Raw genomic sequence first — 16,188 nt, forward strand, 5'->3', positions numbered from 1 at the left:
AGCCTAAACTAGGCTGGCTCTATCATTTCACTGTTTACTATAAAAAATCACCTACAACATATCGATAACCGGTAACATCAAGTAGTTCAATACCAACGCCCCTACCACCAGCACGATAGCAATTGCTTTTAATACGGATGCAAATGCTAAAGACGGCGCTTGAACTTCTGGCAGGCGTTTATAGCCACTAAACATCGCCATTATAATTTTGTCACCTTTAACCATATGCACACCGACAGCCAAAATATGGATGGCAGCTAATATCAAAATCAGGTCAAAGTTCTTTTTGTGCAGCCAAGTTAACCAAACAGCAGTTTCGTTACTCACACTGCTATATAGTGGTCCCTCGGTAAAAATCTCATCAGTTGCGAATAGTCCACTCATTAGCTGCAAGCTAACAAGCGAGATCAAAGCCACAACCATATAACCACCAATCGGATTATGCCCAACACTCGCAGAAATCCCATGCTGCTTGGTTTGCTTAAGATAGTTAAATACCGTTTTAGGAGAACGAACGAAATGGCTAAACCGTGCTGTATCACTGCCTATAAAGCCCCAAAGCAATCGCATGGCAAGCAAAATCATTAAACTGTAAGCCAGTAGTTGGTGCCACTCCATCTCTCCAGACTCAGCTGTCCACCATAAACCACCAAGCAAACACAACATCCCCCAGTGAAAGAGTCTTGTTGGAATGTCCCATACTTTAACTTTGACAGTGTTTTGCGCCATGAATGTTCGTTCTCACAAATTAATTGGTCTTTTGTGAGCATTATATATTGAGCTGAGGGTAAGAGCTATGGGGTTATTTATGCAGAGAATTTTTGAAAAAAAGCTAATTGAGCGAGTTCTTATCCATTCAAATATGAACCTGTTCCTCAGGCTTTTCAAGGAAATTTTGCCAGTTATTGACTATATTTGTCTAAGTGATCAAATAAAAAGCGAACGATTTAAAAGACAGTGCAAAACGTGATTTAGATCACGACTTTCGTTAGTGAGATTGTTAGTCTGAATTCAAGGAAACAACAAAAGGTTCGACATATGATAAAGATTACTAGCAAGCACTTCGAAGTTACTGAATCTATCCGCGAACGTATTGAAGCAAGATTAGCCAAATTAGCACGACACGATGTGCAGCTTATTAATCCACACGTAATCATACTACAGGAGAAACAAGGTTTTAAGATTGAAGCTTCTGTCGGCATTCCAAGTGCCAAGTTATTTGCCCAGGCGAAACATGAAGACCTATATGCAGCAATCAATGCAATGGGACAAAAGCTGGAGAAACAGCTAAATCGCCTAACACACAAACCAGAAAGCCAACGTCATGCAACACTTAAAAGAGAAGATGATGCCATTGATGACGGCTTTGACGACAACATAGAGGAGGAATACGCAGCTTGATTTCATTATTAACTTTTGTCCAAAAGCGCACTCCTGGTGCGCTTTTTCATACAAAATTTTCAAATAGCCCAAGTTTTGATTGACAGTAAACCGACTCCGCTTTAGTTTAAATCCATGAACAAAATCCAAACTGCGTTTTTTACTTTCTTTTTTATGCCCCCCACCCTCGGAGGCGGAATTTCGGTGTAAAAACGAAAGTGAAAATTCCAAAGCCTCCCACACGGGAGGCTTTTTTAATTCTAAGCGCGCTAAACAAGATGTAGAGGCACTAATGAGCAAACCACAACCTTTAAACCACACTCGAGAGCAGATAACCACTCTCGACAATGATCTTTTAGCTCTATTGGCTAAACGCCGAGAGTTAAGTTTAGATGTTGCTCGTAGTAAAGAAGTGGATGTTAGACCTATACGCGATACGATCCGCGAAAAAGAACTGCTAGCTCGCCTCGTTAAACAAGGCCGCGAACAAGGATTAGATGCGCATTATGTTATCTCGCTTTATCAAAGCATTATTGAAGATTCAGTACTAAACCAGCAAGCCTACTTACATGGCCGCGCGAACCCACAAACTCAACAGCAACAGTATTGTGTCGCTTATCTCGGTGCTAGAGGCTCATACTCCTATTTAGCGGCAAGTCGCTACTGCGACAGACGCCAAGTTGAAATGCAAGATTTAGGCTGCCAGAGTTTTGATGAGATAGTGCAAGCGGTTGAATCAGGCCATGCAGATTATGGCTTTCTTCCTATTGAAAACACCTCTTCAGGTTCAATCAACGAAGTATACGATGTACTGCAGCACACAAGTTTAGCCATTGTCGGCGAAACCACCATTGAAGTTGGGCATTGCCTGCTAGCGAAAAACGGAACCAACATCAATGATGTAAAGACCGTTTATGCTCACCCACAACCTATTAGTCAGTGCAGTCGTTATCTAAGTCAACATGGTGACTTCAAGCTAGAGTATTGCTCTAGTAGTGCTGAAGCAATGGATATGGTCTGTAATGCACAAGACAATAGCGTAGCAGCTATCGGCAGCAGTGAGGGCGGCGCTTTATATCAACTTGAGGCTATCGAAAGTGGCTTAGCCAATCAAAAAATTAATCAAAGTCGCTTTATAGTTGTCGCTCGTAAAGCCGTTGATGTTCCTGAACAGTTACCTGCCAAGTGCACCCTCATTATGGCAACAGGACAAAAGCCCGGAGCCTTGGTCGAAGCCTTACTCGTGCTAAAGGCTAGAAATCTAAATATGAGTAAACTCGAGTCACGCCCAATTCCCGGTACCCCATGGGAAGAGATGTTCTATTTGGACATTGACGCTAACCTCTCGAGTGAGCCGATGCAGGCTGCATTAAAGGAATTAGAAAGAACGACGCGCTTTATCAAAGTATTGGGGTGTTACCCATGTGAAACGGTTAACCCTACACAGCTGACCAATAGCCAATTGATGATTGAGCCTAGTACATCAAAAGTAAGTACTGTACCGAGCACTGCATCAACCAAAGAGAAACGCTATAGCAAAAACTATAAAAACCAAGCAACAGAGATTGTTTGCGGCCAACTCAACATAGGTAACAATCATTTGGCTGCCATTGCTCAATTGCATTTGCCTTTTGAAACGACTGAATTCGAGCAACGTGCAAAAGCATTAAAAGAAGCTGGATTCCAAGCGGTAGTGATTCAAGGTTTGAACCAACAAAGTGAACTGCTTGTATCACTCTCTCAATTTAAGAAGACCTTAGATCAGTTTGGACTCGTGTGTATTTTAATGGTTGAGCATGAAACAGATTTAGCTGTAACCGCTCAGATAGCTGATGCGATTATATTATCTGGCACTCAAATGTATAACCAAGCAATACTCACTCAGTTAGGCTCACTGTTACTGCCAGTCATAATAGAGCGCAATATCATGGCGAGCGTCGATGACTTGTTAGATGCTGCTGAAGTGATACTGAGTCAAGGTAATCAGCAATTGGCGCTATGTGAGTCAGGGGTAAGTACGCTGAATAATTCAGGAAAGCCGTCATTAGATTTAGCGGCGTTGGTACAGCTTAAAACGGCGAGCCACCTGCCTGTACTCGTCAACCCTAGCTACGCGGTAGAAACTGAGCAGCTAGCAGGATTTAGCACAGCGATTAAGCAGCTTGGCGGCGATGGCATAGTCGTCAATATCGCCAGCGTTGAACAGGCAGGTAATAGCGAGGAGCAACAAAAGCTACTTAACGATCTACTCAACAATCTATACCGCTAAAAATCGTTAATAATAACGGCCGTGAGCACTTACGCTCACGGCCGTTATTATGTGTTACATCGTGCCTTTATCTTCGGCATTGCTCTTATCAATGAGACGAGGAATCGTTGTACCTTGAACCAAGATGGAAAACACTACCACAGCGTAGGTCATCACCATCAACAGCTCCCTCAAATCAATATTCCCCCCTGCTGCCAACATCACGCCTGTAGGTAAACTCATCGCCATAGCTAAAGCTAAGCCACCTCTCAGCCCACCCCAAACAAGAATTTTTTCAGCAAAAGAGTTGTAGTGTTTTACTCGGCGAAAAGCTAAATATGGCAAGTAAACACTCACTGAACGGCCTAGCAGCACAATCGGAACTGATAGCAACATAAACCACCAAAGTTCAGCATCGAAATCAATAAGCAGTAACAGTAGGCCTAGTAGCAAGAACAGCAGTGAGTTAAAGAATGATTCAATCAGCCCCCAAAAACTCTCTAGCGTTACGCACTCGTTCTTTTTTAGCAGTTTAGGAATACTTAAATTACCAGCGATAATTCCAGCGGTCACCATGGCTAAAGGCCCTGAAACATCAATCATATCTGCCACCACATAACCAGCAGTGGGCAGCAATAGAGTCATCAACAGATACTGGGTTTTATCTTCAGAGAAGCCCAGCATAAAATGTAAGCCAGCGGCGAGAATAGCACCATAAAAGACGCCACCGACCGCTTCTTGTAAAAATAGACCTGCAATACCCGTGACCGTCAATGGCTCAGTGGAAAATGCGACCTGTGAGATTGCAACAAAAATCACTAACCCTATACCATCATTAAACAATGACTCGCCTTCAACTTGAGTAGCAATATCTTCAGGCGCACCAAGTTGCTTGATGATAGCCAGCACCGCTATCGGATCGGTTGGAGATATAAGTGCCCCAAACAATAAGCAGTAGCTAAGTTGAAGTGGTAAGCCTAAAAAGCTAGAAACCCAGTAAAGTACACCGCCAATAACAGCCGTCGAGATAAGCGTACCCACAAAGGCTAGAATGAATATCTCCCAGCGTTGCTTTTTAAGTACCTGCAGTTTTATTTGCAGTGCCCCAGCGAACAGCAAAAAACCCAACATTCCGTTAAGCAACAAAGCTTTAAAGTCAAGCTGTTCAAGGTCTGTCACTAAACTTGAATAAACTGATACCCCAAAGATCTTTCCTGCGGTTAAGATGAGTAAGCTCAACAATAAAGCTAATGCAGTAATGGTAATGGTTTCTTGCCATCGGTGTAAGCGGGAAGATATTAGTGAAATAACTAAAGAAAGCGCAGATAGCAGACAGAGGATTTCATAACTGGTCACGGGCAGTACTCATTAGTTAAGGCCAAGAGATAGATGGAGTTATATACAACGGCCTTCAATGAGGCTCAACCAGCCTTTAAATATACGGCCACTAAACCAAACTGAAGCAGCAACATAGAGCGTTGCGCTAAGCCAAGGCTGATTACTTAAGTAGCCGACAGCCATAACCAGCAACATACTGAGAATAGACCATCGTTGCCACCTAAGGTGGGATGCAAGCATAGAGCTTAGTGTATTTGAACGTTGGTTTAAGTTAATAAATAAACTTAATACGGCGGGAAGTAACAAAATTGGGAAGCAGGCCATTAATCCATAGAGCATATGAGCCAGACTTTTGTCTTCTATAGGTAAAGCTTCAGTATGTGTTGTTGATACCATATTCCACTCCACCAAAAAGAAAAGACAGGCATATATTACATCACGGCCTGTCTTTAACCTTACTTTCTCATTGTGAGTTTCGCAACTTTCACTACTGATTTATTTGGAATTACTTAACATTCTTTACAGAGCATGGCTTAAAGTTCTAGCGTGACGTTAGATTTCAACTTAGTTGAACAAGCTAATACGTAGCCTTGTGCTATCTCATCTGCAGTCAATGACATTTGGCTAGTTGATTCAGTTTCACCCTCTACAACCTTACATTTGCATGCTCCGCAGACGCCTGAACGGCATGCAGCAATAATAGGCAGGCCTTCGGCCTCAACACCATCAAGCACAGTTTGTTCACTAGAAAGAGCCCGGGTTCTATCACCAATTTGCAGCATAAAACCGCTCACTTCATCACTAGCAGTAACCTCTTTTGCCGCTGCAAGCTCACCAAGATCGCCTTTAAACGAGCCAAAGCTTTCTTGATTAAACTGCGCCATATTAAAGTTTAATGATTCAAGTAGTGCTTTGACTGCCACCATATAAGGCTCTGGTCCACACACAAATACAGTGCGACTCTGAAAATCCGCAACAAGGCGCTGCAAATTGTCTGCTGATAATCGTCCGGCTTCAGCATCGACATAAGCACATGGCCCATTATCTAGAGCCTCTAACAGATAGTTAAGCTTAAATTGGTCACTGCGATCAGCCATCTGCTCAAGCGATTGCTTAAAAATCAGATCTTCAGTTGACTTCGCACTATGTAAAAAAGAGATATCAGGACTAATTTGCGTATCAGCTAACCATCTAGACATCGAGTACATCGGCGTGATCCCGCAACCAGCGCTCAAAAATAGATACTTTTCAGCTTCGATATCGATCAGGTTAAATGCACCATCTGGCCCTAACGCTCGTACTACATGACCAACCTCAAGACTGTTAGCAAGATAGTTAGAAACTTTGCCACCTTCGATCTGCTTGACGGTCAATACGATAGAAAATGGACGAGATGGTGATGAGCTAATGGTGTAACTGCGGCCGATTTTCTCACCATTTATCTCTAGTAATAATGTAAGAAACTGCCCCGGTTTGAAGTGAAACTTTACCGGTTTGACACCTTGGAAACGAAAACTGATAACATCATGAGTTTCATGCCATTTTTCCACACAAATCAATTGATGTTCGCCGGTCTGCCATTTTTCAGCGGTAAAAGGCGCATTCGTTTGCATATTCTTACTATTAGTCATATCACTTTAACCTAGTCAATATTACTGATATAAAAATGGCCACATACGAGTGGCCATTTTTACTAACTCATCACCGACTAAACGGGCAGTTACGCCACGTTTAGAATGCGATTAAGATCCGCTTCTACAGTGGTTGTAGTGCGCAGCCCAAACTTCTCTTCTAATACGTTAGCTAAGTTTGCAGTTAGGAACGCAGGCGCCGTTGGGCCAGTAAGAATGTTCTTCACTCCAAGAGACAATAACGTAAGCAATACCACAATCGCTTTTTGCTCAAACCAAGACAACACCAAGGTCAAAGGAAGCTCATTGATGTCACATTCAAATGCTTCTGAAAGAGCAATAGCAAGCTGAATTGCTGAGTAAGCATCGTTACACTGACCAATGTCCAGTAAACGTGGGATACCGTTGATATCACCAAACTCAAGTTTGTTGAACTTGTACTTACCACAACCTAAAGTCAGGATTAGCGAATCATCAGGTGCTTGAGTGGCTATATCAGTGAAGTAGCCACGCTCCTCTTTATCACCGTCACAACCACCAACCAAGAAGAAATGCTTAATAGCACCGCTTTTCACATTATCAATCACGGTTGGTGCCGCTGCCATAAGTGCGTTACGAGCGAAGCCTATAGTGATTAGATGGGGGATCTCATCATAAGCAAAACCTTCTAAAGCCTCAGCTTTAGCGATAACAGCACTGAAATCATCACCGATGATGTGACTAACACCAGGCCAGCCAACAATACTACGAGTGAAGATTCGGTCTGAATAATCGCCCACATTAGGGTCGATAATACAGTTAGAAGTCATTACCACAGCACCAGGGAATGTGGCGAACTCTTTCTGTTGGTTCTGCCATGCACTACCGTAGTTACCTACAAGGTGCGGGTATTTTTTCAATTCTGGGTAAGCAAGTGCTGGTAACATTTCACCGTGAGTGAATACGTTGATGCCTTTGCCTTCAGTTTGTTGCAAGATAAGCTCTAGATCTTTCATGTCGTGACCAGACACTAAAATCGCTTTACCTTTTACAGATTTGGTGTTCACTTGAGTTGGTTCTGGGTGACCAAATGCGTGAGTCTCGCCTTCATCAAGCATCGCCATGACACGGTAGTTTAGCTGACCGATTTGCATTGCGGTTTCAAACAGCTTGTCACCATCAACAGAATCTTCACCAAGGAAAGCCATGATTTCATGGAATTCACCAGCAACTTCATCGTTAGTTTGATCAAGAACGCGAGCATGCTCCATGTAAGCTGCTGCGCCCTTAAGGCCATATAAGCAAAGTAAACGTAAACCCATGATGTCTTCATGAACTTCATCTTTACCACGGTTAGGTGCAGCTTGAAGAGCTTGTGTTAGCATCTCTGGCTTAGTTGTACCCAATACTAGTTGCATTGTCGCTGTTGGTGCTTTTGCTTCAACATTAAGCTCAGCACATTTTGCTTCATAAGCTGTTTGTAAACGGCTACGGAAAGTATTTGCTTGCGCTGTGTATTCAATAATACGGTCATCATCGAAGTTAACGTTGGTTAGCGTCGCAAAGAATGCCTTTGGCACAAAAGTGTCAATCTCGTGATCAATAACACCGACTTCACGTGCACGTACAGCGTATGCTGATACACCTTGAAGAATGTAAATAAGAAGATCTTGTAGGTCTGATGTATCAGACGACTTACCACACATGCCTTGAGTGTAACTACAGCCATTGCCCGCAGGCGTTCTAATTGTTTGCTCACATTGAATACAAAACACTACACTTACTCCTAATACGCGATACATGCATTTAATTTGCATCTTTTGAGAGAAGTGTACGCCGATTGAAAAATTGCAAAAGCACTTTTTATAGACAAAGACTAAAACTATGAAAGAGATCACTTTAAGTGACGGCTAAATTATACAAATTGACCGATATTGACTTGTTAACTGATATAGATAAGAACGGGTCTGATAACGCCTCTCATTCCCACTAGCTTTAGCGCGAATAGAAGTTGGTATCAGCATCATATTTTGACACTATTTACTCCCGAGCGAGTTTGTTTCAACGTCTAAGTTATCAAAGCGCATTTAGATGGTGAGTATAAGAATGATTTGTTATCGGCAATAATTGACTGTTTTAACATCGAAACAAAAAAGGAGCCGCAGCTCCTTTTATCTCTCACTAAAAACTAAAACCTGACTAACCAGTTTTCATGTCATTCACAGATTGCAGCATTGCGCGGCTTTCACGTTGGAACTGCGGTGCAAAATCACCAAACCACTGTGCAACCTCTTCGAACTGCTTAACAAAAGCCTCTCGATTACCGGATTTTAAGATCTGTAATGCCTGCGAGTAATTATCAAGGTAATCACTGATAGCAACTAGACTCTCCTCTTGAGCAAAGATGATGTCAGCATATAGCTCTGGGCTCTGGGCAAACAAGCGCCCTACCATCGCCAATTCTAAACGATAAATAGGTGAGCTAAACTGCAACAGCGACTCAATATCAGCTTCCTCTTTATAAAGGTTAAGCCCATAAACAAATGAAGAGAAATGGCGCATCGCTTGCACCAGCTGCATCGCTTTATCATGTTTTTCGGGCTCTGCCTCAACAATGCGTGCACCCCAAATTTTTATCTGCTCGATAAGCCATTGGTATTCAGATTCACCGCGACCATGACAAACCACAACAACCTGCTTTGCAAGGCTACCCACATCAGGACCAAACATAGGGTGTAACCCCAAAACGGGTCCACTATGCGCCGCTAACATAGCTTCAACCGGCGCACTCTTAATCGAGGTTAAGTCCGCAAGAATACAGTTGCTTGGCAGTTGCGTCAGCTTAGTGGCAATCAATTCACAGGTAATATTGATAGGCACGGTAACAATAACCAGACCAGCGCCGTCAAAAATAGTCTGGCTATTGAGCCAATCATCTTTATCTAACGACTTAACTTCATATCCAGATAAAGTAAGCATCTGCGAAAATAGCCCGCCAAGCTTACCTTCACCACCCACAATGACCACGTGTCCTAAATCAGCTTTAACTTGCTTGAAGCCAACATCCTTTTCATTAAGGTAAGACTCGCGCATTAAACGACGTAAAATATCTTCAATGAGCTGCGGCGCAACGTCCATCGCTTTTGCTTCTGCGCGCCTTTTAGCTAACATCTTCGCTTCGCGCTGTGGCGCATAAATAGGAAGCCCTGCACCGTGCTTAACAGCGCCTACTTGCGCCACTAAATCTAAACGTTTTCTGAGTAAGTGCAGTAATTGCTGGTCAACGCCATCAATCAAGCCCCTTAGGTTTTCAAGCTCTGCAGTGGTCTTCTCGTTCATTACTCTCTCTTCCATCAGCCGTTTGCTACTTTCAGCATATCAAACCTTGTTGGTAATACTGAAGCTAAGTCTGCTGCTCCACTGCGCAATAATGTATCGGTTGTCTGCCAATCGATACATGCATCGGTAACAGACACGCCATAAGCGAGTTCACTAACCGGTAAATCACTACTCTGCTTGCCCGCATTAAGGTGGCTTTCAAGCATCACACCAATAATCGACTGGTTGCCGTTAAGAATTTGATTGAATACATCTTCACATACTGGCGTCTGCTTATTGTGATCTTTTGAAGAGTTACCGTGACTACAATCAACAATCAAGCGTGCATTCAAATTGGCTGCATGTAACTGCTGCTCACACTCAGCGACACTCGCTGCGTCGTAATTTGGCGCTTTACCGCCACGTAAAATCACATGCCCGTCTGGATTGCCAGCGGTTTGCAGCAGTGCAACTTGTCCTTTTTGGTTAATCCCCATAAAGCGGTGGCTGCTAGCAGCTGATTCTAAAGCGTTTATTGCTACCCCTAGTTTGCCATCTGTACCATTTTTAAAGCCAACCGGCATCGATAGACCCGATGCCATCTCGCGATGAGTTTGTGACTCTGTCGTACGAGCGCCAATTGCCGACCACGTGATCAATTCAGACATGTACTGTGGGCTAATAGGGTCAAGTGCTTCAGTAGCAACTGGTAGCTCAAGTTCAGCAAGCCAAATCATTAATTCACGAGCTTTACGTAAGCCTTTATCAACATCAAATGACTCATCCATATCTGGATCGTTGATCATCCCCTTCCAACCTACAGTGGTGCGTGGCTTCTCAAAGTACACTCGCATCAGCACGTAGAACTGGTCACCCAACTCATCATGCAGTTTTTTAAGTTTAAGCGCGTACTCTTTAGCGGCATCAATATCATGGATTGAACAAGGTCCAGAGATCACCAACACTCGATTATCTCGTTTGTGGACGATGTCGGATACGGTTTTACGCGCATTAATCACATATTGACTAGCATGAGCAGATAATGGCAAAGCACGCTTTAGCTCCTCTGGAGTCACCAACACTTTCTCTGAACTAATATGTACGTTGTTAATTGTATCTTGCTGCATGCTCATCACCTGATTTAAGTCTTCTACTGTTGCAAACCAATTTGCAGAGTTAACCGTTAGCTAAACTAATTAATCGTAACGCCGTACTGCTACACCATTACACCTTAAGAGCACTATGCCAGCGAGCAAGCCTAAGATCAAGCTGCAAATTTAAATAGTGAAAATTATTGGTGTTGGTTTAGCGCTTCGATGAGATCTGAGTCTCTGAACCAATGCATTGCATATGAGTATTTAGAATAGGAAAAACGAAGGTTCATAAATCGCGGCCAACAAAAAACCGCCATATAGGCGGTTTCTCGTGCGAACACTGCATCTTTTTTTAGCCAAACTAATTATTACTAAAAGTAATTACTTAGTTGAAAGCTTCTCACGGATACGTGCAGACTTACCTGAACGCTCACGTAGGTAGTAAAGCTTAGCACGACGAACACGGCCGCGACGCTTAACTTCGATGCTAGAGATGATTGGGCTGTGAGTCTGGAACGCACGCTCAACACCTTCACCATTAGAGATTTTACGTACTGTGAATGCAGAGTGAACGCCGCGATTACGCTTAGCGATTACAACGCCTTCGAACGCCTGTAGACGCTCTTTACCGCCTTCTACAACACGTACTTTAACAACTAGTGTATCACCGGCACCAAATTCAGGTACGTCGGTTTTCATTTGCTCTTCGTTGAGCATTTTGATGATGTTATTCATTAAATAAACTCCATACTAGTAATAACTGCGCTTCGACTAAACATCATGTTTGATGTCGTCTACAAATTCAGCTAGAAGCTTCTCTTGTTCGCCAGTCAGAGCTAGATTTTCAAGTAATTCTGGTCGTCTTAACAAAGTTCTTCCGAGACTTTGTTGCAAACGCCAGCGTCTAATATGTTCGTGGTTGCCACTTAGTAACACGGCTGGAACATCCAGCCCATCCATACTTTCAGGACGCGTATAGTGGGGGCAATCCAGTAAACCGTCAGAGAAGGAATCCTGCTCTGCCGAAGCCTTTTTTCCTAGCACGCCAGGAACAAGTCTCGATACTGAATCAATCAAAGTCATCGCTGGAAGTTCACCGCCCGAAAGCACGTAATCTCCAATTGACCACTCTTCGTCCACTTCAGTTTGAATAATCCGTTCATCAACACCTTCGTATCGACCACACACTAAAACCAAACTGGATGATTTTGCTAACTCTTCAACGCCTTGCTGTGTCAGCTTACGGCCTTGAGGAGAAAGGTAGATCACCTTTGCCTCTTTTCCAGCTGCAGCTTTCGCTGCATGGATGGCATCACGTAGAGGTTGCACCATCATTAACATGCCAGGGCCACCACCGTATGGGCGGTCATCCACTGTCTTATGTTTATCATGGGTGAAATCACGAGGATTCCACGTTTGCATCTCTAGTAATCCTTTACTAACTGCACGACCCGTTACACCAAAGTCTGTTACGGCACGAAACATCTCCGGAAACAGGGTTACTACCCCTAACCACATCTGCTCTACCTCGACTTAAAAGTCCGGATCCCAATCCACTAAAATCTGTTTTGCCGTCAAATCCACCTTTTGGATGAACTGTTCGGTAACAAAGGGGATCATTCGTTCCACTTTGCCAAAGCCATCTTTTGCGTTAGCTTTAACAAGGAGTACATCATTTGATCCTGTTTCCACGATCTCCTGAACTTTACCCATGTTATAGCCTTTGGTATTCACCACTTCACATCCGATAAGATCTCGCCAGTAGAATTCATCTTCTGGTAAAACTTCCATCTGTTCAGGGGTAACGGCAATCTCACAATTTGTAAGTGCCTGAGCCTGATCCCGTGTTTCTACGCCTTCAAGACAAGCGACTACCGCTTTACCTTGCATGCGCCACTGGAGGACTTTAACCTCACGCCATTCGCCTTGCTCTTTTAACAACCAAGGAGAATAATCAAAAATACCTTCAACAGAATCGGTATAGGTAGTGATCTTCAACCAACCTTTAATGCCGTGACTTGAACCTAATTTCCCAAGTACGACGGGTTCTTGTTTACTGCTCATCAATCTATACCTTAACGCTATTAAGCAGCTGCTTTACGAGCGTCTTTGATCAATTTTGCTACACGGTCAGATGTAGCAGCACCGTTAGAAACCCAGTGCTCAACACGGTCAAGATCTAAGCGTAATGCTTCTTCTTGGCCACGAGCTAATGGGTTAAAAAAGCCAACGCGCTCGATGAAACGACCGTCACGGGCGTTACGGCTGTCAGCAACAACGATGTTATAAAATGGACGCTTTTTTGCGCCGCCACGAGCTAAACGAATGGTAACCATGCGTTTTGTATCCTCTAATGATTTGCTTTTTATCAAGCAAAAATAAAAACTGAAACTCCGTGTTCGCGGAGAGCCCCAGATAGAAAGCCGGCAGATTTTACCTGACTGACCGGCGAATGCAACCGTAATCGACGTTTATTACGCCAAAAACGATTTACAGGCTAGAATGAAAACTCATCCTAGCCTGTAAAATTTTGTACAGGACGATTAATAATAGACTAGCGGCCCGGCATTTTCATACCAGGTGGTAACATACCACTCATACCACGCATCATCTTTTTCATGCCGCCTTTAGATGACATTTTCTTCATCATCTTCTGCATTTGAGTAAACTGTTTAAGCAAACGGTTTACATCTTGAATTTGTGTACCTGACCCCGTAGCAATACGACGCTTACGTGATCCCTTAATAATGTCTGGGCGTTGACGCTCACCGGGAGTCATTGAGTTGATAATGGCTTCCATTTGTCCGGTCATCTTACCGTCTTGAACTTGAGCAAGTGCTTCAGGTGGCAATTGACCAACACCAGGCAGCTTCTCAATCATGTTCATCATGCCGCCCATGTTCTTCATCTGCTGCAGCTGCTCTCGGAAATCTTCTAAGTCGAAACTACCGCCCTTTTTGACCTTAGAGGCAAGTTTCATCGCCTTTTCTTGGTCAACGCCGCGCTCGACTTCTTCAATAAGCGATAATACATCGCCCATACCAAGAATACGTGAAGCAATACGGTCTGGGTGGAAAGCTTCAAGCGCATCGGTTTTCTCACCTACACCCAAGAACTTAATCGGCTTACCCGTAATATTACGAATCGATAATGCTGCACCACCGCGAGCATCACCATCCACTTTCGTCAGTACAACACCCGTTAGTGGCAGCGCTTCATTAAAGGCTTTAGCAGTGTTAGCAGCATCTTGACCTGTCATGGCATCAACCACGAACAGTGTCTCAACAGGGTTTACTGTCGCGTGAAGGTCTTTAATTTCATCCATCATCGCTTCATCAACGTGTAAGCGACCTGCCGTATCGACAATCACTACATCAATGAATTTAAGCTTGGCATGTGCAATCGCAGCTTTTGCAATATCAACCGGCTTTTGGCTGACATCAGATGGGAAGAATTCTACTTCAACTTCTTCAGCTAAAGTTTCTAGCTGCTTGATTGCGGCAGGACGATATACGTCAGCACTGACAACCAATACCGATTTCTTTTCTCGCTCTCGCAAAAACTTGGACAGTTTAGCGACACTGGTGGTTTTACCCGCACCTTGCAGGCCGGCCATCATAATCACTGCCGGAGGTTGAGCTGATAGATCCAAAGCCTCGTTGGCTTCGCCCATCGCATTTTCTAGCTCACTCTGGACAATCTTAATAAACGCTTGTCCTGGACTTAGGCTTTTAGAAACCTCTTGTCCGACAGCACGCTCTTTTACGCTATTAACAAATTCGCGCACAACCGGTAAAGCGACATCAGCCTCAAGCAGGGCCATACGAACTTCGCGCAAAGTTTCCTTAACGTTTTCTTCCGTTAAGCGACCACGGCCACTGATATTCTTCAGCGTACGTGACAATCTGTCAGTTAAGTTCTCAAACATTATCCAGTTCTTTACCGTTTTAAATTGATATTGATGGGCAGTATTATAGCGATGCCCAGATATTATGCTACTCAATGAGCCAAGTAACTTGCCTTACAGCAGCCCTATCGACGACATTTTATGAAAAAACTGACCTAAGACATAGATTCAGCCTATTTTTGCAACCAATGTCACTGCCCAAATAACCCAAGCTCATGTTAATCTAACCCCTGAGTTTCTGTGATTCAAATCCTAGAACTTTAGAATAGAAACTTAGTGGGTTACGATTTGTGATTCAGTAATTTAACTTATGATTGAATCAAGTTAATATAGATAGCGTTTAGTCTGCTTTGACTTTTGGTTAGGGCCAACAAGCTAATACAACAATTAGCTCACAACAATAGGTTAATACTCAATGGTTATTTTTTCAGCTTCAGCCATGTTTTTTTACAGTATTGCTTTGGTTCTCGTCGCGACTCGCCTTTTTCACGCAGATGGACCAAACAGGAAATTAGTTGCAGGCGTTGCAGCTATAGGTGTTGTGTTGCATGCAGCCGCCCTTTCACAAGCGGTATTTACTGGTGATGGGCAAAACTTTAGCCTGACCAATGTCATCTCTTTGGTGAACTGGATTATCACCTTCAGCTTTACCATATTGCTGTTTCGTCTCAAGGTTATCGTCGTGGTACCTGTGGTTTATGCCTGCTCGGTGATCTCCGTCGCCCTTTTATGGCTTGTTCCACCAGAATACATCACTCACTTTGAGATCCACCCAGACGTATTAGTACATGTTGTATTGTCACTAATGGCATACAGTGCCTTAATGATTGCAGCGCTTTATGCTATCCAATTAGCCATCATTCAACATCGACTAAAAAACAAAAAGCTGATTATGACGTCAGCAATGCCGCCATTAATGACGGTTGAGAAGCAGCTTTATCACTTAGTGATTGTCGGTGTCATCCTATTAAGTTTAGCACTGGCTACGGGCTTCATATTCCTTGATGACATGTTCGAAGAGGGTAAAGGCCACAAAGCGATTTTGTCTATCCTTGCATGGTGTGTGTATATAGGTATGCTAGCGCAGCAATATTGGGTCGGTTGTAAGATTAGAACAGCCGTTGCATACACCTTGACTGGCGGAGTTTTACTATCACTTGCCTACTTCGGTGCCCGTATTGTTAAAGAGTTAATCCTCGGCTAATCCCACTCTCGTCAGTTGGCTCAATTGATTCAGTATTGAGCCAAACTTGACATGTTTTCGAAATATCTGTAATTACTAATTTTTTACGG

Annotated in this window: 15 protein-coding genes and 1 other annotated feature; of the genes, 3 read left to right on the forward strand and 12 right to left on the reverse strand. The window is 43.4% G+C overall.

Going from position 1 to position 16,188, the window contains the following annotated elements; translation table 11 throughout:
* Window positions 1-51: 51 nt before the first annotated feature.
* Window positions 52-729, reverse strand: coding sequence for a cytochrome b/b6 domain-containing protein (locus K5R16_RS17235; RefSeq protein WP_220738951.1), 678 nt, complete (start codon window positions 727-729; stop codon window positions 52-54).
* Window positions 730-1,038: 309 nt separating this feature from the next.
* On the opposite strand from K5R16_RS17235, the gene hpf reads away from it, so the two are divergent.
* Window positions 1,039-1,401: a ribosome hibernation-promoting factor, HPF/YfiA family gene (gene hpf, locus K5R16_RS17240; protein ID WP_220738953.1), complete on the forward strand. Its 363-nt coding sequence runs from the start codon at window positions 1,039-1,041 to the stop codon at window positions 1,399-1,401.
* A gap of 119 nt (window positions 1,402-1,520) precedes the next feature.
* Window positions 1,521-1,639 (forward strand) — a sequence feature (Phe leader region).
* 33 nt (window positions 1,640-1,672) lie between these two features.
* Complete coding sequence (gene pheA, locus K5R16_RS17245) at window positions 1,673-3,649, forward strand: prephenate dehydratase (protein WP_220738955.1); 1,977 nt, start codon at window positions 1,673-1,675, stop codon at window positions 3,647-3,649.
* Window positions 3,650-3,703: 54 nt separating this feature from the next.
* On the opposite strand, the gene K5R16_RS17250 is transcribed toward pheA, so the two are convergent.
* The 11 genes from K5R16_RS17250 to ffh form a co-directional block, all read right to left on the reverse strand.
* On the reverse strand, window positions 3,704-4,984 hold the full coding sequence (locus K5R16_RS17250) for a sodium:proton antiporter (protein ID WP_220738957.1): 1,281 nt from the start codon (window positions 4,982-4,984) through the stop codon (window positions 3,704-3,706).
* Between the two features lie 39 nt (window positions 4,985-5,023).
* A complete protein-coding gene (locus K5R16_RS17255; RefSeq protein WP_220738959.1) occupies window positions 5,024-5,362 on the reverse strand; it encodes a hypothetical protein in 339 nt (112 codons plus the stop codon).
* Between the two features lie 137 nt (window positions 5,363-5,499).
* On the reverse strand, window positions 5,500-6,597 hold the full coding sequence (locus tag K5R16_RS17260; protein WP_220738962.1) for a hybrid-cluster NAD(P)-dependent oxidoreductase: 1,098 nt from the start codon (window positions 6,595-6,597) through the stop codon (window positions 5,500-5,502).
* Between the two features lie 89 nt (window positions 6,598-6,686).
* A complete protein-coding gene (gene hcp / locus K5R16_RS17265) occupies window positions 6,687-8,351 on the reverse strand; it encodes a hydroxylamine reductase (RefSeq protein WP_220738964.1) in 1,665 nt (554 codons plus the stop codon).
* Window positions 8,352-8,775: 424 nt separating this feature from the next.
* Window positions 8,776-9,915, reverse strand: a complete 1,140-nt coding sequence (gene tyrA, locus K5R16_RS17270) for a bifunctional chorismate mutase/prephenate dehydrogenase (RefSeq protein WP_220738965.1) — start codon at window positions 9,913-9,915, stop codon at window positions 8,776-8,778.
* Window positions 9,916-9,929: 14 nt separating this feature from the next.
* Window positions 9,930-11,021 carry a 3-deoxy-7-phosphoheptulonate synthase gene (locus K5R16_RS17275; RefSeq protein ID WP_220738967.1) on the reverse strand — a complete coding sequence of 364 codons (1,092 nt, stop codon included), beginning with the start codon at window positions 11,019-11,021 and terminating at the stop codon, window positions 9,930-9,932.
* Window positions 11,022-11,369: 348 nt separating this feature from the next.
* Window positions 11,370-11,723, reverse strand: a complete 354-nt coding sequence (rplS, locus tag K5R16_RS17280; RefSeq protein WP_220738968.1) for a 50S ribosomal protein L19 — start codon at window positions 11,721-11,723, stop codon at window positions 11,370-11,372.
* Between the two features lie 36 nt (window positions 11,724-11,759).
* Entirely contained in the window at window positions 11,760-12,506 is a 747-nt protein-coding gene (trmD, locus tag K5R16_RS17285; RefSeq protein WP_220738970.1) for a tRNA (guanosine(37)-N1)-methyltransferase TrmD, read from the reverse strand.
* A gap of 15 nt (window positions 12,507-12,521) precedes the next feature.
* A complete protein-coding gene (gene rimM, locus K5R16_RS17290; protein ID WP_220738971.1) occupies window positions 12,522-13,052 on the reverse strand; it encodes a ribosome maturation factor RimM in 531 nt (176 codons plus the stop codon).
* 20 nt (window positions 13,053-13,072) lie between these two features.
* On the reverse strand, window positions 13,073-13,324 hold the full coding sequence (gene rpsP / locus K5R16_RS17295; protein ID WP_044556030.1) for a 30S ribosomal protein S16: 252 nt from the start codon (window positions 13,322-13,324) through the stop codon (window positions 13,073-13,075).
* Window positions 13,325-13,542: 218 nt separating this feature from the next.
* A complete protein-coding gene (ffh, locus tag K5R16_RS17300) occupies window positions 13,543-14,916 on the reverse strand; it encodes a signal recognition particle protein (RefSeq protein WP_220738973.1) in 1,374 nt (457 codons plus the stop codon).
* A gap of 394 nt (window positions 14,917-15,310) precedes the next feature.
* Between ffh and K5R16_RS17305 the strand changes: the two genes are divergently transcribed.
* Window positions 15,311-16,099, forward strand: a complete 789-nt coding sequence (locus tag K5R16_RS17305; protein WP_220738975.1) for an inner membrane protein YpjD — start codon at window positions 15,311-15,313, stop codon at window positions 16,097-16,099.
* Window positions 16,100-16,188 lie beyond the last annotated feature (89 nt).

This window comes from Shewanella sp. c952, assembly GCF_019654975.1.
Taxonomy (GTDB): Bacteria; Pseudomonadota; Gammaproteobacteria; order Enterobacterales; family Shewanellaceae; genus Shewanella.